General features: G+C 61.1%; 13 protein-coding genes. 10 read left to right on the forward strand and 3 right to left on the reverse strand.

What is annotated here, in order from left to right; all coding sequences use genetic code 11:
- Nucleotides 1-1,362 precede the first annotated feature (1,362 nt).
- The gene (locus tag E3T35_RS03470; RefSeq protein ID WP_134344763.1) at nt 1,363-1,758 is read right to left on the reverse strand and encodes a hypothetical protein; all 396 of its coding nucleotides are present in this window, start codon (nt 1,756-1,758) and stop codon (nt 1,363-1,365) included.
- A gap of 140 nt (nt 1,759-1,898) precedes the next feature.
- On the opposite strand from E3T35_RS03470, the gene E3T35_RS03475 reads away from it, so the two are divergent.
- The 3 genes from E3T35_RS03475 to E3T35_RS03485 all read left to right on the forward strand — a co-directional run bounded on the left by E3T35_RS03475 (nt 1,899) and on the right by E3T35_RS03485 (nt 7,012).
- Nucleotides 1,899-4,790, forward strand: coding sequence for a hypothetical protein (locus E3T35_RS03475; RefSeq protein WP_134377878.1), 2,892 nt, complete (start codon nt 1,899-1,901; stop codon nt 4,788-4,790).
- Nucleotides 4,763-5,473 carry a hypothetical protein gene (locus E3T35_RS03480; RefSeq protein WP_134377879.1) on the forward strand — a complete coding sequence of 237 codons (711 nt, stop codon included), beginning with the start codon at nt 4,763-4,765 and terminating at the stop codon, nt 5,471-5,473. The genes E3T35_RS03475 and E3T35_RS03480 overlap by 28 nt, the downstream gene beginning before the upstream one ends.
- A 180-nt stretch (nt 5,474-5,653) precedes the next feature.
- The gene (locus E3T35_RS03485) at nt 5,654-7,012 is read left to right on the forward strand and encodes a hypothetical protein (protein ID WP_134344765.1); all 1,359 of its coding nucleotides are present in this window, start codon (nt 5,654-5,656) and stop codon (nt 7,010-7,012) included.
- Between the two features lie 33 nt (nt 7,013-7,045).
- On the opposite strand, the gene E3T35_RS03490 is transcribed toward E3T35_RS03485, so the two are convergent.
- Nucleotides 7,046-7,381 (reverse strand): hypothetical protein, encoded by a 336-nt coding sequence (locus tag E3T35_RS03490; RefSeq protein ID WP_134377880.1) that lies wholly within the window; start codon nt 7,379-7,381, stop codon nt 7,046-7,048.
- A 163-nt stretch (nt 7,382-7,544) separates the two neighbouring features.
- On the opposite strand from E3T35_RS03490, the gene mobF reads away from it, so the two are divergent.
- On the forward strand, nt 7,545-11,345 hold the full coding sequence (gene mobF / locus E3T35_RS03495; protein ID WP_134377881.1) for a MobF family relaxase: 3,801 nt from the start codon (nt 7,545-7,547) through the stop codon (nt 11,343-11,345).
- A 319-nt stretch (nt 11,346-11,664) separates the two neighbouring features.
- On the opposite strand, the gene E3T35_RS03500 is transcribed toward mobF, so the two are convergent.
- Nucleotides 11,665-12,129 (reverse strand): Lrp/AsnC family transcriptional regulator, encoded by a 465-nt coding sequence (locus E3T35_RS03500; protein ID WP_134344768.1) that lies wholly within the window; start codon nt 12,127-12,129, stop codon nt 11,665-11,667.
- Between the two features lie 212 nt (nt 12,130-12,341).
- On the opposite strand from E3T35_RS03500, the gene E3T35_RS03505 reads away from it, so the two are divergent.
- The 6 genes from E3T35_RS03505 to E3T35_RS03530 all read left to right on the forward strand — a co-directional run bounded on the left by E3T35_RS03505 (nt 12,342) and on the right by E3T35_RS03530 (nt 20,155).
- Entirely contained in the window at nt 12,342-13,544 is a 1,203-nt protein-coding gene (locus tag E3T35_RS03505; RefSeq protein ID WP_134377882.1) for an aromatic amino acid transaminase, read from the forward strand.
- Between the two features lie 124 nt (nt 13,545-13,668).
- Entirely contained in the window at nt 13,669-14,595 is a 927-nt protein-coding gene (locus E3T35_RS03510; protein WP_134344770.1) for a dihydrodipicolinate synthase family protein, read from the forward strand.
- Nucleotides 14,592-15,809: a nitrate/nitrite transporter gene (locus tag E3T35_RS03515; protein WP_134344771.1), complete on the forward strand. Its 1,218-nt coding sequence runs from the start codon at nt 14,592-14,594 to the stop codon at nt 15,807-15,809. The genes E3T35_RS03510 and E3T35_RS03515 overlap by 4 nt, the downstream gene beginning before the upstream one ends.
- 91 nt (nt 15,810-15,900) lie before the next feature.
- Nucleotides 15,901-16,920 carry an Ldh family oxidoreductase gene (locus tag E3T35_RS03520; RefSeq protein ID WP_134344772.1) on the forward strand — a complete coding sequence of 340 codons (1,020 nt, stop codon included), beginning with the start codon at nt 15,901-15,903 and terminating at the stop codon, nt 16,918-16,920.
- Nucleotides 16,921-17,482: 562 nt separating this feature from the next.
- Nucleotides 17,483-18,808, forward strand: a complete 1,326-nt coding sequence (locus E3T35_RS03525; protein WP_241988716.1) for a M20/M25/M40 family metallo-hydrolase — start codon at nt 17,483-17,485, stop codon at nt 18,806-18,808.
- A gap of 30 nt (nt 18,809-18,838) precedes the next feature.
- Nucleotides 18,839-20,155, forward strand: coding sequence for an MFS transporter (locus E3T35_RS03530; protein WP_134344773.1), 1,317 nt, complete (start codon nt 18,839-18,841; stop codon nt 20,153-20,155).
- The last annotated feature ends 73 nt before the right edge of the window (nt 20,156-20,228 follow it).

Consider the following 20,228-nt stretch of genomic DNA (forward strand, 5'->3'; position numbering starts at 1 on the left):
GGTGTTCCGGTGGCTTCTTTGCGGCGGCGTTCGCGGTAGAGCTTCTCGCCGAGGTCGAGTTCGGCGGCCTTCACGAAGAAGTCATGGGTTTTGCGGAGGTTCGAGGAGACGGCGGCGAGTGTTGCGGCGAGGTAGTTAAAGGTGAAGCTTGGATTCCATCAGTGGGCAGTTCCGTGGCCGCCTATGGGTAGCTTGTCATGGCCGCCGACACCCGTCCCTTCTCGTCATGGCTGACAAGAAAACGGTACGGATCAGGTCGGGGGTGGGGCCAGATCAGAATGCAACAAACTTCAAAACTGGGGCCATTTCAGACTGCCACATCCAAAGGTCCTCGCGTCGGTGAGAGAGCCGAAGCGTTCAGGGAACGTCAGCGAGAATTTCAAGGTCTTGAACCACGCCTCGCTGTTATCCCGAATTCGGGATAATAGCGATTATTCCGGGCGGGCGATTATACCGAGTAGGCGTGCGAGGCGGCGTGAACAATCTTGCCCCGGCGTATACTTTCAGCACCGCTCGGAGTGGTGACTTACCTGACAGATCTGGGCACTTTGCATTATTTCGATGGTGGAACGGCACCGTCGATCGAAAGTTTGACTACAGGCCTTTCCCCGAGAGGTGCGTCGAGATCGATGAGTAACGAGCCCTGAAACGCCAGGGCAGTGCACGCTTCCGGTGCTTCCGGCAAGGTGCCTTGGATGAGCGCCACAGCGACTTCCGAACCGGTTTGCTCAGTGATTGCGCGCGTTCCGTAGCACGCAGGATTTCCTCCAACGAAGAACACACGAACCTGAGTGTCCGAGACGTTCGCCGAATGTGTCCATGGTAGAACTCTTTCCTCGACGAGATCATCGCGTGGAACCTCATCTTCAGGTGCCGGACTGCCACTGGTAGAGGGATCTGGCGCTGCAGTGGAACCGCCCTCTTCGCCCCCGGGCGAGTCACCGGAGATGTTTGTTGAGCACGCAGATGCTCCCAGAATGCACATGGCTAAAAACGCTCCCGCCACGAGTCGTGTCGATCCCAACAAATCTGTCCCCTACCAATCTGCATGGTCACGTACCGCCGGGTGGTGCAATTCATTGTCACCGTGCGGGTCAGCTGGTTTGATTATGCAGCAATGAGCTCGGGATTGGGAGGCGGAGCAGTGCCGCGGGGTTGGGGAACAAGTCGACGACGTCGGTGCGGCGCGATATCCGTGTTCGAGTGATCAGCCTGGTGGTTACCACTCTGACCGGGAGCTGGTGGACCTGGGCGTGAACTCGGAGAACCGGTGGCAGTACCTCGCCGCCGCCACCTAACATCAGATGCAGTGTCGGAGGCCTCAAACCCGCTTTTCTGGGCCGGATAGGGGCCGTGGGCGAGTTAGGAGAGCCTGTGTGTGAGCGTGTTTCGCCGGCGAACCCACCACAGCATGGCGATGGTGATCAGTATGATTGCGGCACCGAGAGCGATCCAGAGTAGGAGGGGTTCTGTGCGGGGTAGGACTGTCTCGCCTTGGCCGGCGTCCGGGAAGATGATGGATGCTACCGCTTCACGCTCGACCAGTCCGCTCTTCAACTTTAGCTGAGCGTCCCACGGCCCATTGGGGAGTTCAGCGTCCAAGGTGAAGACAACATTCTGATGCTCTCCCGGCGGTATAGTCGTTGATTGTTGCAGGGGAAACGGGCCGGCAGACAGGCCAGCCGGCCCCTGCGTAAGGGTCAACTCGCCGGTGATGTCGACGGCTCGACCGCCGGTGTTGGTGACGAGCGTAGTCACCGTGGGGTTACCGTGCACGTCCCGTCCGGCGGTGAGCGAGGTGATGTTGAAGTCGGTAGGTGGCCCGTTCCCTGGCCCGACCGACAGGTAGATGCGGATACCGACTCGACTGGCCTGGACGATGTTAGCCCCGTCAACCGGTGGACACGGGCGAAGCGGGCACGGCCCGCATCACCCCAGCCCCGGCGCGTCTGCTGCGCGCCGACCCGTTCGGACCTTTGGTCATGGCCTTGGAACGCTTCGACGAGGAACGGCAGACCGCGTCACCGGCCGCGATGCTGAAGCAGCGTGTCGTCGCCCAGCGCCCCATCACCCAGGGCGCCGAAACCCCCGCCGAGGCGATCACCCTGAGCCTGGACCGCACCGGCCGCATCGACCTCGACACGATCGCGCACCTGCTTGGCCAGACCGAAGCGGATGCCAGGGCCGGCCTCGGCGAGATGGTCTACGACGACCCCTCCACCGGAAACCTGATCCACGCCCCCGAGTACCTTTCCGGGGACGTGCGGATAAAGCTCGACGCCGCGCAGACCGCCGCTGAGACCGAGCCCGAGCGGTTTGCCGTGAACGTGGCGGCCCTGCCGGAGAAGCTCACCATGGAGCAGATCCAGGCGCGGCTCGGCGCTGTCTGGGTCGACGCCGAGACGCACCAGCAGTTCCTCCGGGAGCTTTTGCGTGATCGCAGCATCCGTGTCGAGAATCCGATGCCGGGCATGTGGGAGGTGCGCGGCAATCGGCAGACGTTGCGCGCCACCAGCGAGTGGGGCACCGTGCGCCGCCCGGCGACCATGCTCAGCCAGGCGCTGATGGAGCAGAAGCCCATCACCGTCTATGACGAGTATGAAGAGCTGGGCACGAAGAAACGGGTCGTGAATGCGCTGGAGACCACGGCGGCGCAGGAGAAAGCCGACCAGCTGCAGGAACGCTTCGGCGAGTGGGTATGGGAAAACCCGGAGCGGGCGGAACGCCTCACCGATGAGTACAACCGCCGTTTCAACTCCATCGCCCTGCGCGACTACAGCCATGAAGGCGACTACCTGACGTTGCCCGGGGTGGCGCTGAACTTCGTGCCGCGACCGCACCAGCGCGCCGCCGTGGCTCGGATGCTCTCCGAGCCCGCCGTGGGGCTGTTCCACCAGGTCGGCGCGGGCAAGACCGCGGAAATGGTGATGGGCACCATGGAGCTGGGCCGGATGGGACTCGTGACCAAACCCGTCGTGGTCGTGCCCAACCACATGCTCGAGCAGTTCGCCCGCGAGTGGCTGCAGATCTACCCGCAGGCACGCATCCTGGCCTCATCGAGTGACGATCTCGCCGGTGACAAGCGCCGCCTGTTCGTCGCCCGCGCGGCCGCGAACGACTGGGACGCCATCATCATGACGCGCACCGCGTTTCAACGCATCCCGCTGTCGCCGGTCGCCGAAGCCGGTTACATCAGCCGGGAGCTCGACACCCTGCGAGTGGTGTTCGAGGAGGCCACCGGTGAGGACGCGATGAGCGTCAAGCGCATCGAAAAGAAGCTGCTGTCACTGGAGCAGACCTACAAGGACCTCACGGATAAGCCCCGCGATGCCGGCATTACCTTCGAGTCGACCGGGATCGACTATGTCGTCGTTGACGAGATGCACGACTATAAGAACCTCGCCACCGAGTCGAGCATTCAGGATGCCCGCATCGCCGGTGCTGGCCGGGCCACGGATCTGCACATGAAGCTCGAATACCTGCGCTCCCGGCACGGCGACCGCGTCGTGACCGTGGCCACGGCCACACCCCTGGCCAACAGCATCACCGAGGCGTACGTGATGCAGCGCTACCTGCGCCCCGACCTGCTCGAGAACGCCGGCATCGGCCACTTCGACGCCTGGGCGGCGACGTTCGGGCAGACGGTCACCGAGATGGAGATGGCACCCACGGGCGGCGGGAACTTCCGGTTGAAGACGCGGTTTGCGAAGTTCCAGAACGTGCCGGAGATGCTGCGGATGTGGCAGGTGTTCGCCGACGTGAAGACCGCCGAAGACCTCAAACTCCCGACCCCGTTGTTGCGGGAACGCTCCGACGGGCAGCGGGTACCCGAGAACATTGTGCTGCAGCCCGGTCCGGAGCTGGAGGCGTATATCGCCGACATCGGAGAGCGTGCCGAACGGGTGGCCAACGAGTCGGTGCGTCCCGAAGAAGACAACATGCTCAAGATCTCCACGGATGGCCGGAAGGCCGCTCTGGACGTGCGGATGGTCGGCGGAGACCGCCCGAACGGGCCGACGAAGATCGACGCCGTCGCGCACCAGGTGCTGCGCATCTGGAATGAGACGAAAGACGTTGCCTACCTCGACGACGTGACGAAGGAGCACTCGCCGACGCCGGGTGCGCTGCAGCTGCTGTTCAGTGACCTGGGCACGCCGAAACTTGATCGCTGGAATGCGTATGACGAGCTGCGACTGAAGCTGGTCGATGGTGGGATGCCGGCCGAGACCATCCGTTATATTCACGAAGCGAAAACGGACCCCGACAAGGCGCGGCTGTTTGCGGCGGCGCGGGCCGGCCATGTGGCCGTGCTGGTCGGGTCGACGGCGAAGATGGGCGTCGGTACGAACGTGCAGGCGCGCGCGATTGCGCTGCATCATATGGATTGCCCGTGGCGGCCGGCCGATATCGAACAGCGCGACGGGCGCATCGTGCGGCAGGGTAATCAGAATGCCGAGGTCGGGCTGTACAGGTACGTCGTCGAGCGCAGTTTTGACAGCTATATGTGGCAGACCGTGGAGCGGAAGGCGAAGTTCATCTCCCAGATCATGCGCGGTCGGCTGGACATGCGCGAGATTGAGGACATCGGCGATGTCGCCCTCGGCGCCGCGGAGACGAAGGCGCTGTCGTCGGGAAACCCGCTTCTGATGGAACAGTCCGTTGCGAACAATGACGTGTCGAGGCTGCAACGACTCGAGCGGGCCTGGCAGCGCAACCAGACCAACCTAGCGAGCATGCGCGTGAACGCGAGCAGCCAGGTCGGGTGCTGGACCGTGACATCGGCCTGCTGACGGCCGCGCTTCCGCGGGTCGTGGACACGAGCGATGACCTGTTCCGCATGACGGTGGCAGGCCGGCAGTACGGCAAACGCGCGGATGCTGGAATCGCGATCGGGGAGTGGGCGTCGCGCAACGGCGTCCGGTATCTGCCCACCAACGCCGATCGGAAGCTGGGGGAGTTGGGCCAGGTTGGCGGGTTCCCGATCGACGTGGCGTCACGCACGTCGCTGGGTCAGGTGCACATTTTGGCGGAGCTGCGCGGGGTGCCGGGGGCGAGCGTGACAGTGCCGAGGAACCAGTTCGCCGAGGCGGGGGTGGGTCTCGTGCGGCAGCTCGAAAACCGAGCCGCATCGTTGCCCAAGCTGATCATCGAGACGCAGCAAAAGCGGGTCGACGCCGAGACGACGATCGCGGAGGTGGATGCGCGCATCGACGATCCGTTCAAGCACAGCACCGATCTCCGCGAGGCGCAAGAACGGCAGGCCCGAGTGGTGGCGGGGCTGGCGGCCATGGCCAGTGAGCAGAATCCGGCTGCTGAGACGACGGATGCGGTGGGTGGCGACGGAGCCGCTGTGGCACGCGATCGGGTCAAGGAGCTCGCCACCCGCGCTCACACCCGGCTAGACAGTAACGCATACGCTGACAGGAATCAGAGTCCTGAACTCCGACAAATTCGGACGCAACCGCGGGCGTGATGCGCTGCTCCTCGGCCGGCTCCGATCGCCTGCACCGAAAAACTATGACCTCAAAAATTACCGAGAGGACCCTCGCTACTCGCTGGATATTAGGTCCCGGTTTGTGCGGAAGTGAAGTCTGTCGACTTGTACGTGATGGTGGTGCCAATCGGAGAATTGAGTTTTCGATACAGTTGGCGCATGAGATCACGACGTCAATATCCCGGCATCCGGCAGCCAGAACTCACGTTGAGTGGGAGCATCGGTCTCTGGGTTCTAATCCTCGCGGTGATTGCGTCTGGCGTTTGGGTGCTGTTTGGGTGGACGACACTTTTTGTCTGGATCGATCAGGCAGATCGCGTCCAGTACTCCCTTGTCCTAGCGGGAGGGATCGGTGCTGTCGCGGCCCTCGTTGTGTCGTATCGAAAGCAAAAACTTGCGGAAGCAAATGCGGTCTTAGATCTCGAATCCCATTTTGGCGGTCGATTCTTGGCAGCAACTGAGCAGCTCGGTAGTAGCAACCCAATCATTCGTATGGCTGGCGCAGTATCACTTGCCCGACTTGCCGATGATTGGGTCACCCAGCGTCAAATGGTAGTCAACGTGATCACTTCTTATCTACGCATATCTGCACCCGATGTGGACGTTACTGAGGACGAAATTCGTGCTTCCCTCTTCAGATCGATCCGCGACCATTTGCGTCCGTCTGCTTCACCGGATTGGCAAGGGCTTAATTTTGACTTCACGAACGCGGAGATTGCGGGGGCGGACTTCACTGAAATCGAGATGCGTGCAGGGACAATCCTCAACTTCACGGATGCAACATTTAGCCGAGGCTTCGTACGATTCTCGGGCACGTACGAGGGCACTACTTTGGCATTTACGAGGTCGCGATTTCGCGGTGCCATCGTGGAGATAAGCGCGACCATAGGCGTTGACCTCCTGGACTTCGAGGGCGCCACCATTTCAGGGGGATCCGTGCGAATGGACAGATCCACTTTCGCGGGAAACCAGATTTCCTTCCAGGGACTGGTGATCAGAGACGCAAACCTGAGCTTCTCCGGTTCGGTTTTTAATACCCAGAATATAGATTTTGCCGGAGCCTTAGTCGAAGGTGACGGCGGCTTCTTTTTCGATCACTGCAACGTCTTAAGCGGTGATGTAAGTTTCATAAGTGCGAGGTTCAATGGGCGGCTTGCGCTCTTTGCCGGAACTACATTCACCGGACGAGAGATCTATTTCAACGGGACACGGTTTGCTGCCGAGAAGACCATCTTCGAGGGCATTGATTTCGCTGGAGATGTCGTTGATTTTACAGGGGCAATATTTTTCGGCCCGCACGTTGGATTTCACAAAGCCGTGATTCATCCAAAGTCCCTCATAGTCGATGATGCGGCGTACGTTGATGGCGTAGTCGACTGGGGCCGTCTGGACAAGATGCGTGACACATTCGCTGTCTTCCCGGACGGAGAAGCGCTGCTGGCGGACGAATATCTTCAACAAGAATCAAGGATGCAGTATGCCAGGGAGGCTTTTGCCCGGCAGCGTCAAGACGATTAGCTTGATAGGGCGCCAGTAGCTGGGCTGACGCCGTCAAATTCTTGGCGGCGCAGTGACCAGGGGTGTTTGTCTCGACGCGGCAAAGGTGCGCATCCGCTTCACTTCTTTGGGCGAGAGGGCAGTGAGATCGGCGACCCGACTGGCGCTTTCGCCGAACTCGAAGAGGCTCGTCACACGTTCGCCCATGGTCGTTTCCAGCGCGTCGATCTTCGCAATCAGAGCGTCACGCTCATCGCCGGCAGTGAAGAACTCCGCGAGCGTGGCTTCGATCTTGTTGTCCCGCTCCGCGCGCACCTGATCAACCCGGGTGCGAGCGAGGCGTGCCCGCTCCCGAGCGTCAATCTTCTTACCAGTCTGTCTAGTTGCCATATCAAGCACTCCCATCGAACGTCACGTAGATCAAACTTTTTCACAGATCTCACCAGCTCCAAAACGACACGCCACAACCAAAGCAAGTAGACACACCTCTTGCACTAATAGTGTCTGGACGGGATTGACCCGTTAACCTGTGTTGAGAGGGGGTGGTTTCGCCATGATGACCGTGCATGTTCTTCACGCCGGTGATGGCTACACCTACCTGACCCGCCAAGTCGCAGCCGGAGACCATTCGGTGCGCCGCGGCGAAGACCTCACCGACTACTACACCGCCGAGGGCAACCCGGTGGGGGAGTGGCTCGGCTCCGGACTGGTGAACCTGGGCGTCTCGGGGAACGTGTCCGAAGCCCAGATGCAGGCCCTGTTCGGCGACGGACTGCACCCGGACGCGGAGGCCGCGATCCGGGCTGCCGTCGCCGGGGGAGCGTCCCCGGAGGATGCGGTGCAGGCGTCCCGGTTGGGGCGCCGGTTCCCGCGGATCCAGCCCAAACTGGACGGTTGGGACGACGCCGTCGCCGACGCCTACCAGGCACTCGAAGTGGAGAACGGGCGCAGCCCCGGGGCCGGGGTGGAACGCGATCTGATCCGCTGGAACATCGCGGCTGACCGTGTCTCCGTAACCCTGAAGCGCCCCGGCACGGACGCGGAAGTGGCCACGCACCTATCCCAAATGGGCAAAGCGGCAAGGCAGCCTGTCGCCGGTTACGACCTGGTGTTCACTCCAGTGAAGAGCGTGTCCGTCCTCTGGGCGCTCGGTGACGAGGCCACCTCCCAGCAGGTCCGTGAGGCACACAACGCGGCCTGGCAGGCCACGGTCGCGTGGCTGGAAACAGAAGCCGGCGTCACCCGGGTCGGTGCCGGCGGTGTCGCCCAGGTCGACACGCACGGGTTCGTTGCCACCGCGTTTGAGCACCGCGATTCCCGCACCGGCGACCCGAATCTGCACACCCATGTGGCCGTGTCCACGAAGGTGCAGGGCTTGGATGGGAAGTGGCGTTCGCTGGATGGACGGGTGCTGCACGCGCTCGGTGTGGCCGCGTCCGAACGGTACAACACCCTCGTCGAACACGAGGTCCGCAACCGCCTCGGCGTGAGCTTCGTGGATGAGACGCGGGGGCGGAGCAAGCGCAGCGTCCGGGAGATCGCTGGCGTCAGCCGGGAGCTGCGGGACTCGTTCTCGTCCCGGAGTGCGGCGATTGAAGACGCCTACGAAACCCTGGTCCAGGAGTACGTGGCCAAGCACGGGGACACCCCGCCGAAGACGGTGCAGCTGAGCCTGGCGCAGCGGGCGACGTTGGAAACCCGCGAGGGTAAGAGCGCCCCGAAGAGCCTGTCCCGGCAGCGCGCTGAGTGGCGGCTGGCCGCGATCAAGATCATCGGTCAGGTCGCCGTCGACACGATCGGGACCACGGTGCGGCAGCGGCAACAGCGCTCCGTCCAGGACGAGATCCTCGCCGCCCTGAGCGTCGACGAGTTGGCCGAGCGGGTGTTGAACACGGTCGAAGACAGCCGCGCCACCTGGCGCCGATCGCACGTCGCCGCGGAGGCCCAGCGCATCGCCCGGGCGTTCGCGAACGTGCACCCTGGCGTCGACGCCCAGCAGGTCGCCGACCAGGTCGCCCAGGCCGTGATGGCCCGCGTGATCGGCGTTACCGCCCCGGCACTGAACCCGGTCCCGGAGCAGCTGCAACGCCAGGGCGGTGAGTCCATCTATCGGGTCCACGGGACCGAGCGGTTCACGTCGACGCGGATCCTCGGGATCGAAGACAGCCTGATCGACGCAGCCCGCACCGTTGCCGGCTTCACCGTCGACCCCGCCACTTTCACCACCACGATCGAGGCGTTGAACGCGGCCAGCGAGTACCCGTTGGATGCGTCCCAGGTGGAGTTGGCCCGCCGCTTCGCGTCCGGTGGCCGGCTCCTCGAGGTTGGCATCGGCCCGGCCGGAACGGGTAAGACCACGGCCATGCGGGCGTTCGCCCGCGCCGTCGAAGCCGGCGGCGGCCGGGTCCTGGCGTTGGCGCCGACCGCGGCGGCGTCGACGGTCCTCGCTGAAGAGATCAAGGTGGAGGCGGAGACCGCGCACAAGCTCGTCGATGTCCACCGCCACGGCTCACCCGAGCAGCAAGAGTCCGACCAGTACCGCATCGACAGCAACACCGTCCTCCTCATCGACGAGGCAGGCATGGCCTCCACCCCGCTGCTCGCCGACGTCCTCGCCCTCGCGAAGCAGCACGGGGCAACGATCCGGCTCTTGGGCGACCCGGCCCAGCTGGCTGCGGTCGAATCCGGGGGAGCGCTGCGCCTGATCGAGCAGCGCGTGGGCGCCAGCTACCTCGACCAGGTCCACCGTTTCATCGACAGCGACGAAGCCGCAGCGTCCCTCCTCCTCCGCGACGGAGCGAGTGCGGCGCTCGACTTCTACGTCACCGCCGACCGCACCCGGGGCGGCATCCGGCAGAGCATGCTGGAAGAGATCTACGTGGCCTGGGCCGCCGACCGTGCGGCGAACTGGAATTCTATCATGGTCGCGGGAACCAACGACGAAGTCGCCGCGCTCAACGCGCGCGCCCGTCTGGACCTGGTCGGCCAGGGCGTCGTGGGCAAGAGCGGGTCGGTGCTGCACGACGGGAACAAGGCCGGACTGAACGATGTGATCGTGACCCGGCAGAACGACCGGAAGCTGCGCTCCAACCAAGGCAAGGACTTCGTCGCCAACGGCGACCTCTGGACCATCATCGACACCGAGGGCGGCGATCTCAAGGTCAAGAGCCTCCGGCACGGGGGAGTACTTACACTCCCCGCCGAGTACGTGGCCACCCACGTTGAGCTCGGCTACGCCGCGACCATCAACCGGGTCCAGGGGATGACCGTGGATACCTCACACATCCTCGTCGACCCGCAGTCCACGTCCCGCGAGCAGCTCTACGTCGCCGCGACCCGTGGCCGGGAGTCCAACCGGATGTATGCCGTCGTCGAAGAAACCCTCGAGGTCGACGCGCACGCCCCCGACCACCTCCGCACCAACATCATCGACGCCCTCACCGCGGTTCTTGCACGGGAGAGCGCGGAACGGTCTGCGACCGAAGAAATACAACGCGCCCAGGACGCCGCGGCAAGCCTGTCCACGTTGCTGCCGGCGTACGAAGACGCCCGCACCCGCGTCTACGACCCGAACCAGATGGACCGGATGGAAGCCGCAGTCCGGGACGTGCTCGACACGGAGATCGCCGACCGCGTCGTCCGCGACGAAGCGTGGACGCATCTCGCGAGCCGGCTCGCGGCACACGAAGCCCGCGGCGCGGACGTGCGCACCCAACTCGCTGCAGTCGTGCGGGCTGAGGATGTCGGGCCAAGCTCGACCGTTGAGTCGTTTGCGAAGATCTATCACCGCCGCATCGGGGCACCAGCAGGCTCACCGCCGGGGTCAGGACTCCCGAGCTGGGTCAGCCCTCCGCCCAGAGGCACCGACGGCGACAACCGAGAGGTCCGCGACTGGCTGCAAATCCAGGCTGACCTCATCAAGGACCGAACCAAAGCGCTCGTCGACGCTACGGCCGCAAACCCGGAACCGTGGAACAAGACACTTCGCCCCGCACCGGATGACGCCTCCCTGCAAAGGGCATGGCGGCACGACCTGGGCAACGTGGTTGCCTTCCGTGATCTCAACCAGGTGGCCGACACAGAGTCACCTCTGGGCGCAGTCCGCTCTGACGACGACGCCTACACGGCGGCAGCCGCGTCCCTAGAACGACTCCGCATCATCGAGGACAAAGCGCCGACAGAGGCGCGAGGCCGAATGGCCGCCCTCCGACAACGACTGGCCGGCAACACTGGCGAAGCCGCCGCCGTAGGGGCCGCCGAACGAGTGCTTCGTATTCGGGAATGCGCCGTAGAGCAGAGACGGGACGAGACTGACCAGCCGCAGCAGCGGTCTACAAATCGGCCGAAGATTTAGTTCAATCTCCCATGCGATGTAGGTGCACCTCGCCTGTGGCTCGATTGGGAGTAGATGCTTCGTACCGAACCGTTACTTGAGCGGGGTCTTCGGCCCCTCGCGCTGCTCGGCTGTCAAGACTTGACCGCCCTCCCTCAAGACTTCCCCGGTCTCGGAGTCAAGCTGGGGCAGTTCAGGGTACATCCCGCCCGTCGTTGTGTACCCGACCTTCGATTCTCGATGCGCCTTCACCAGTCCGGCGAACATGACTGGCTATGTCAACCCAAGTCGAACCCACCAGGGCAATCTAAGCCGGACCCACTCCGGGCGCAAGGCGAAACTAGTCGGTTGGGAGTGGGGCCAACGGTTTGGTCGTACCGAAAGCAAACGTTGTCTCAACTGAGGTCAACGCTGGGATCCGGCGCAATTGCGTCCTTACTAGCGTTTCATAAGCAGTGAACGACGACGTTACGACCTTCAATAGGTAGTCATGGTCGCCCGCTAGGAGATGAGCTTCGACTATGTCTGGAATGGAACGGATGTGGTCCTCGACAGCCTCCACGACTTCCTGGCCGTGGCGTTCAAGCGTGATCCTCACGAAGGCCGTTATCGGCAATCCAACGCTCGCTGGATTGACAATGGCAATGTACCGGGAGATCACGCCAGACTCCTCCAGACGACGAACGCGCCGCAGGCACGGTGACGGTGAAAGCCCGACCGCATCAGCGAGTTCCTGGTTGGTGATGCGCGCGTTGACTTGGAGTTGGCGAATGATCAGCAAGTCAATTTTATCTAGGGTGAACATGTAGCAGATTCTGCCACAATTTTGGCGTGTTTTGGCAGAAAAACGCAATCGCCTGCCTCGGTCCTTCTCATACGCTTTTCATTGGGAGTTCCTCGGCAGCGAAAATGAGGAGTTTCACCCATCAGAAAAGGCCAGTAGGTCACGCAAGCTTCCACCCAGTTTGGTGGCTTTTTGTTGTGCCCTCCTCGCTCAAAGCCAGATCAAGGAGAACAATGTTCCTGACTACTCCGTCACTGCAACTCGATCCGTTATGGCAGCTCAGTGCCGATTATGCGGCAGACCCTCGCAGTGCGCGTCTCAACCTCATAATCGGAGTATATCGAGATGAGAATGGTGACTGTCCGACCATGCCTTCGGTGCGCGTTGCCGAGGGGAGGCTCGTGGAGAGGGCCCCATCCAAGGAGTACATCGGCCTCTCCGGCAATTTGGAATTCAATTCCGCGATGACCCAACTCATCCTCGGAGACGAAGAATTGGTATCCCGCGCCACCACCGTGCAGACGGTCGCCGGCACGGGGGCTCTTCGCCTGCTTGCGGAATTGATGTCGGCGACCGGACCGCACCGCACCGTCTACCTGGGCACACCGGCGTACGTGAACCATCCAGCGATCCTGCGGGCGGCGAGACTGATTGTTGTCGAATATCCCGTTTCACGCAACGGCACGATAGACGCAGAAGCAGTCTTAAGGGTCGCGAATTCTGCCCGTGCGGGAGATCTGATCCTTCTGCAGGGGTGCTGTCACAACCCAACGGGCCTAAGCATGCCCGGTTGGCTCTGGGATGAATTGGCTGATGTCATGGCAAGAAAGGGCGTGATTCCCTTTATCGACCAGGCATACTTTGGCCTGGGTGACGGGCTTGAAGAAGATCTTGAGGGTATGCGTCGGATGCTTCGCGTTGTTCCGGAAGCGATCATCGCTGTCAGCGCTTCGAAGGCATGGGGACTTTACAGTGAGCGGACCGGTTGTGCCATCGTCATCACTCGTGACGGCGCACAAGGTGACTATGCCCGTGGTGTGATGGAATTTGTGGCGCGCGCGGACTATTCGCAGCCGCCCGCTCACGGCGCTCTGGTCGTTGCGGAGATACTCAATGACCGCGCCCTTCGGGCCCAGTGGCGTGCTGAACTCGAGCAGATGCGCTCGCGTCTGACGCACCTGCGCAACGAACTAGCCGACGAACTCATTGCGCTCCCAAACGGGGATGCCTTCGCTGGTCTGCGCGAGCAACGGGGTATGTTCCTCAGACTGCCGTTTGATTCGGCACAAATGGACGCCCTTCGTGAGCAATATGGAACGTATGGCATTCCGTCCGGGCGTTTGAGCCTCGCGGGTGTGCCGGCATCGCGAATCCCCGAGTTGGCTACCGCAATTGCGTCCGTCGGTGCGCGCGTCGACATGGCCACCTCGAGATAGAACACGGAGAGATTCATTATTGGCATAATCTGCCATATAAAATACTCTTCTCGCAATAATAAGCAATTATTTGCCGTGTCTGGTTCTCTAGAATTGTGTCATCAACAAAAAAGTAAGGATCATTATGAATGACGAAGATTATCAGAAGAAGCAGGACAAATTGTTTGGCAACCATGCGCTGATGGTCACGCCGATGCAGCCTGACGGCAGCCTCGATGAGGACTCCACCCGCTCCCTGGTCGACTTTCTCATCGATAAGGGCGTGCACGGAATCCTGACACTCGGCAGTACGGGTGAAGTCTTCGCGATGACCGACGATGAGCGGAAACGCCTCGCCGAAGTGGTCATCGATCACGCGGCTGGACGAGTTCCCGTCGGCGTCGGTGTTGCGCACTCGTCCGCCGAAGCCAGCGCGACGCTGGCCAAGCACGCAGAGAATGCGGGCGGTGATTACATTTTCACGACGGGCCCGTACTACCATCCCCACAGCGCCGAAGGTGTTTTCCGCCATGTGAAATTCGTCGGGGACTCGACTGAACTGCCGCTGATGGTTTACGACGGCGGTGCCGGCATCGAGTTCAGCTTGCCGCTGCTGCGCCGGATGGCGGACAATATCCCGACATTGTTCGCCTCCAAGTTGTTCCTGCCCTACCCGGCCAAGATCGCCCAATACGGTGAAGCCACAAACGGTCGAGTCCAGGCTTGGGCTGGCCACGACCAGCTGAACTACCTGATGCTTCAGTACGGGGCCAAGGGGATGACGTCGGCTGCCAGTTGCGTGGTTCCCGCCGAACAGTCATTCATCTTTGAGGCCATCAGGGATGGAAATCTCGAAGAGGCTCGTAAGTCGTTCCACGACACCGTCGGCCCGCTGAACTCGATTGCCTTCGCGAACGTCCTTCAGTATCCCCAGTGCTATAAGCGGGCACTCAAATGGATGGGCGTCATTGAGCACGACGCCACCAAGGTGGTCATGGAGCCCATCGATGATGTTCGAAGCAGAGAGCTTCGTGCGGTGCTCGAACGCATAGGCGTGCTCACCGCATCATGAACCCAGGTGGTGGCCGGCGACATCCCGAAGCAGTTGCAATAATCGTCCTGGCTCAATGGCTGGGGACATCGCTGTGGTTCAGCCCCAGCGGGGCGGTGACGGACTTGTCACAATGGCTCAGTCTTGACGCGGGAGGGTTTGGGTGGTTGCTGGCCGCCACACAACTTGGATTCATCGTGGGAACGCTCGTGTCCGCTCTCATCGGGGCGGCAGACCGTTTTGCTCCGGAACGTATTTTTGCCGTCAGCAGTATTGTCGGGGCTATCCTCAATTGTTTTTGGATATGGACAGACCCGTCCTTCGGTACGGCCTGGATGGCCCGCTTCGGTGTTGGTGTTGCCCTGGCTGGGATCTATCCCATGGGCATGAAGATGATCGTGCAACGCACGGGAGGAAAACCAGGTTCGGCACTCGGCTGGCTTGTTGCCATGCTCACCCTCGGCACTGCCATGCCTCAGATTCTCCGGTTTGCCGGAGCATCCCTTCCCTGGCACTCTGTCATTTTGGGCGCATCCGTTCTGGCAGTGGTCGGGGCAGTCTTGATCCTTCTGATCCAGAAGCCGAACACCAGTCGGCCGGCTGCCCCAGGGCCGCGTATTCCTGGGTCGAAACCGCTGACCACTTTGCTGGCTCTACCGAGCTTCCGGTCTTCCTGTGCGGGCTATCTGGGACATATGTGGGAGCTGTATGCATTCTGGAGTGTCGTTCCAGTGCTGTCCCTTCACCTTGTTTCCAGTCAGAATAATGACAGTTCAGTCGCCGGGCTGAGTGCCGCCGTCATTGCCGCTGGCAGCATTGGCTGCGTCGTCGGTGGATTGCTCAGCCGGCGCATTGGCAGTGCGCCCGTCGCGGCCATTGCTTTGGCGAGCTCCGGGGCGATCTGCATCGTCTACCCGCTCATCCCGACCGAAGCACTCTTCATCAAGGCCGCAGTCTTGGGCATGTGGGGGTTCTTCGTGGTCGCCGACTCGCCGCAATTCTCCGCTATGACAGCTGGCTATGTTCCTCCTCGCTTGGTTGGCACCGCCTTGACTGCGCAGAACTGTGCAGGATTTCTGGTGACCGTAGTGAGCATCGTGTTACTTCAGGCGGGGATTGCCGTGTGGGGGGACTACGCCGTCTGGCTCCTTGCCCCCGGACCGGTGCTCGGGCTTATTGCCATGCGGCCGCTGCTGGCGCTCAAGCGGATGAGCGTGCCCGACCCTGCGAGATGATCCCGAATTACCGGGTACTGAACCCGGTAATCGACTGCCCCTTAAATCCCGCAGGACGCCGGACAGGTGACCTGCAGAAACAGGACTTCATATGCTTATCCCCGTAGACGACGTTCGTGCGACAGCAACCGACGCGCTCCTATCGGCCGGAGTATCACCGGAGAACACTGAGATCCTCATCCGATCACTGGTCGAGGCGGAACTTCGGGGATTTCCCTCACACGGTTTGCTCCGTTTGCCACGCGTTATTGAACGCATCCGGAACGGTGTCGCCGACGGTCATGCCACAGGGCAACACGTTTGGACCGCGTCGGCGCAGCTGAGCGTCGATGGGGAGCGTGGGATTGGACCCGTGGTGGCCCATCATGCCCTGGCCGCCATCTCGCAACGAGCGAAGACCACAGGTATCGCCGTCGCTTCGATCGCCAACAACAATCACATCGGCATGCTGGCCCTCTATGCCGAAGACATTGCCCGAGCCGGACAGGTACTTATTGGTTTTACGACCAGCGAAGCTCTCGTTCACCCGTGGGGTGGCCGAACGGCGATGGTGGGTACCAATCCGGTGACCATCGGGGTTCCTGCGAGCCCGGATCCGTTCGTAATGGACATGGCCACAGGACTCGTCTCAATGGGCAAGATCCACGACTATGCACATCGCGGAGAAGTAATTCCGGAAGGGTGGGCTCTCGACGCTGCCGGCAACCCCACCCACGATGCCGTCGCCGCGAAGTCCGGCGCAATCGCACCGTTCGGCGGGGCCAAGGGCTACGCCCTCGGTCTGGCCTTCGAGGTTCTGGTCGCCAGTCTGACTGCCACTGCCACCGGGCGTGACGTCGTCGGGACATTGGACTCAACAGAGGTCTGCAACAAGGGCGACGTTTTCATCGTCGTTGAGCCTACGAACTCAACTACCGCTATCTCAAACTATTTGGCTGAGATTCGAGGCACCGACCCAACAAATCCTGCCCACCCCGTGCTTGTCCCCGGCGACCGGGCGCTCCGCGTCAGGAGGTGTGGCCGGGAGCTCGGCATAGAGGTCGCTCCCGAGGTCTGGGGGCGCATCATTGAACTCCTCTCACCCATAAAGAGTGAACGCCGGAGGGGCTGAGCCGGGTGTTCGATGTTTTGTTCAAAGCGTTGTCGGCAGTGCTGCGCCACTCACACCTTCTTGTTCTAGTTCGCGGCGGTGGCCCGGATCGTGTCGACAATCGAATCCCACCCCAAAAAGTCCCTTGACAATAATACGGGCATCCACCCGGCGGGACGTGACCCGACAAACAGCGCAGCTCCCACTGCTTGGACACAAACACGAGACTCCGCGGACGGGAGGGTTTTATGCGATTGGCGCACTCTCCAGGATCTCTCCTGTCCCACGTAAAGAACAGGGGTAGCCGAATCTGCATACCTCTCAGCCGTACGCGTTTGCACTATGTGCGCGACTACATATTCAGGGAGCAAAGGTGGCGAAAAGAACCATGGTGCCACGGACTAACCTTTGAAACCATGACTTACGTAACAGTGAGGTTACCACGCTCTGCAGCGCTAATGCCGAGTGTTCACCGACAGGCAGAACCAGCTGAGCAAAGGATTGGACACCGATGAAAGCCGCTATGTGCACCGTTCCTGGCGCAACTGCCAAGGTACAAGACACAAGAAAAAAGAGTGAACCGATGCATGCAGCGGCAACGATGACGCTCGAGAACGCGATTGAGGAAACCGACGTCGTTCATCTGGCGAGAAGCCTTATCCGGATAGACAGCTCGAACTATGGGCCAGGGAAAGCCGAAGGTGAGGCTACTGCCGCTGACTTTGTTCGGTCCAACCTTGAAGAGGTTGGTCTCAAGTGCGACGTATTCGAAGCAGTACCGGGACGATCGAATCTTGTGGCCCGGTTTCCAGGGAAGGATCCCAGCTTGCCGGCCCTGCTACTCCATGGTCACCTCGATGTGGTCCCGGCGGACCCAGACGAATGGAGTGTCGATCCCTTCGGCGCGGAACTTCGTGACGGACTGATATGGGGCCGGGGAGCCGTAGACATGAAGGGGACCGACGCCATGATCCTGGCGTCGGTGAAGGACATGATCCGGAGTGGGCATCAACCCGCGCGCGATGTTGTCCTGGCCTTTTTTGCAGACGAGGAATCGGGCTGCTCGCTTGGTTCGGGCTGGATGGTCAAAGAGCATCCCGCTCTGTTTTCTGGTGTTGGGAACGCCATCAGTGAAGTCGGCGGGTTCTCAGTGGATATAGCCGGAAAGCGCGCGTATCTACTCCAGACCGGTGAAAAAGGTGTGCTCTGGGTGCGGCTCACCGCGGAAGGAACACCTGGCCACGGTTCTCAAATCCACTCCAACAACGCCGTGGTGAAGTTGGCCAAGGCCGTGGGAAGGATCGGTGATGCACAGTGGCCTGTTCAGCTTGGGAACACCACACAGGAGCTGATGAGGCGAGTAAAACTTCTCGCTGATCTTGGCCAGGACACCGACGCCCGCATAATCGCCGCAGCAACCGGCTTCGGGTCGCGGTTTATCGCGCCTTCCCTGCAGAATGTCGCAAACGTGACCATATTCAACGGGGGCTATAAGGAAAATGTGGTTCCGGGTCGCGCAACGGCCATGATCGACATTCGATACTTGCCCGGACAGCGCGACTCAGTTCTTGAGCGTATTGAAGAACTTGTCGGGAGTGAAATCCGCGTAGACATTGAATCCGATCTTGATGCCCTCGAGAACGATTTCGATGGCGATCTGGTCCGCGCCATCGCCGACACCCTTCGCCACCACGACCCAGAGGCCGAGCTTCTGCCCTATCTATTCCCCGGCGGAACCGACAATAAGCTTCTGTCGCAGCTCGGAATACGCGGATTCGGGTTTGCTCCTCTGCGGCTACCTGCCGACCTTGATTTTCCATCCCTGTTTCACGGAGTCGACGAGCGGATTCCAGTCGACTCGCTGGTCTTTGGCCAACGAGTCCTCACTGATCTTCTACGAAACTATTAAAGCCACCTGCATACTGCTTAGGAGACAATCATGACTGCTAGTTCACCATCAATAACACGCGAGGTTGTGGCGAGGAAGCCACGTCCAAGCAAAGGACGTCCATTGGCGAGCACCGGCATTGGAAACGCCATTGAATGGTACGACTGGACGATTTACGCCACGTTCTCACCGTTCTTCGCCACCCAGTTTTTTGATCCATCCGACCGTACCTCCGCCGTGCTGGCGACTCTTGCGGTATTCGCCGTTGGATTCATTGCACGGCCGTTCGGTGGGTTTCTCTTCGGCTGGATTGGCGACCGACTTGGCCGGAAAGTATCGATGACTCTCGTTGTCGGTATCTCATCTGCCGGCAGCCTCATGATCGCTTTGGCGCCGCACTTCGCAACCGTTGGGGCTCTTGCCTCGCTCGTCTTGCTCACCGCCCGTCTCCTCCAGGGACTGGCCCATGGTGGTGAGTTGCCTTCGGCCCAAACCTACCTTTCCGAGGTTGCTCCGCGTGAAAAGCGTGGCCTTTGGTCTTCGTTCATGTATGTGTCAGGCACGCTCGGCGTAATTGGGGGTTCACTACTTGGCGTGGTACTCAGCTCTGTTCTGAGCGCAGAGCAGATGGGGTCTTTTGGCTGGAGAATCCCCTTCCTCATTGGAGCCGCGCTGGGACTTTTCGCACTGTTCATGCGTGCCCGTATGCCCGAAACTGAAGCCTTCGAAGGGAACCGTGAAAAGACAGGTTCGCTGAAGAAGCCTTCAATCATTAAGGGAATCATCGAACACCGCAAGCAGGCTCTTCAGGTGATCGGCCTGACTGTTGGCCTCACGGTTATTTACCAGCTTTGGGCTGTATTTGCGCCCGCATTCGCTTCAAACAGTCTCAAGATTAACAGCGGGCAGGCGCTCCTAGCCGGGAGTATTTCGAATGTGGCATTCATTCTGGCCCTGCCTCTCTGGGGCATGCTCAGTGATCGAATTGGGCGCAAACCAGTCCTTCTCATCGGCGCACTCTCCGCAGCCGTCTTGCATTTCCCCATGATATGGCTGCTGCAAGATTCGGCCTGGCAGCTAGCCATTTCGATGTCGGTCATGCTCGTCTTTGTCGCCGCGATGGCATCCATTGTCCCCGCGGTCTATGCAGAACTATTCCCAGCCGACATCCGAACTACAGGTGTTGGTGTGCCATACGCCTGCGCGGTTGCCCTGTTCGGCGGCACAGCAGGCTACCTGCAGAGCCTGTTTACGGACGTAGTCCAGCAGGCCTGGTTGTTCAATCTCTACGCCGTGGTGCTCCTGCTGATCACTGCATTTGTCATCCGAAGCCTGCCTGAAACCAGAGCTAGAGACCTTAATGATTAATGGCTCGTTTGAGCGCCCTGGCTCCAACTACCCTCCACGGTGAAAGCCTCGAGAAGGGGCCGGTATCAAGCTA

This window comes from Cryobacterium sp. TMT1-2-2 (genome assembly GCF_004403505.1).
GTDB classification, from domain to species: Bacteria; Actinomycetota; Actinomycetes; order Actinomycetales; family Microbacteriaceae; genus Cryobacterium; species Cryobacterium flavum.

Excerpts from the sequence above, each read along its gene's own strand:
- E3T35_RS03490 (WP_134377880.1), bottom strand. The coding sequence starts at position 7,381 with ATGGCAACTAGACAGACTGGTAAGAAGATTGACGCTCGGGAGCGGGCA.
- E3T35_RS03530 (WP_134344773.1), top strand. The coding sequence starts at position 18,839 with ATGACTGCTAGTTCACCATCAATAACACGCGAGGTTGTGGCGAGGAAG.
- E3T35_RS03515 (WP_134344771.1), top strand. The coding sequence starts at position 14,592 with ATGAACCCAGGTGGTGGCCGGCGACATCCCGAAGCAGTTGCAATAATC.
- E3T35_RS03520 (WP_134344772.1), top strand. The coding sequence starts at position 15,901 with ATGCTTATCCCCGTAGACGACGTTCGTGCGACAGCAACCGACGCGCTC.
- E3T35_RS03485 (WP_134344765.1), top strand. The coding sequence starts at position 5,654 with ATGAGATCACGACGTCAATATCCCGGCATCCGGCAGCCAGAACTCACG.
- E3T35_RS03500 (WP_134344768.1), bottom strand. The coding sequence starts at position 12,129 with ATGTTCACCCTAGATAAAATTGACTTGCTGATCATTCGCCAACTCCAA.
- mobF (WP_134377881.1), top strand. The coding sequence starts at position 7,545 with ATGATGACCGTGCATGTTCTTCACGCCGGTGATGGCTACACCTACCTG.
- E3T35_RS03525 (WP_241988716.1), top strand. The coding sequence starts at position 17,483 with ATGCATGCAGCGGCAACGATGACGCTCGAGAACGCGATTGAGGAAACC.
- E3T35_RS03505 (WP_134377882.1), top strand. The coding sequence starts at position 12,342 with ATGTTCCTGACTACTCCGTCACTGCAACTCGATCCGTTATGGCAGCTC.
- E3T35_RS03510 (WP_134344770.1), top strand. The coding sequence starts at position 13,669 with ATGAATGACGAAGATTATCAGAAGAAGCAGGACAAATTGTTTGGCAAC.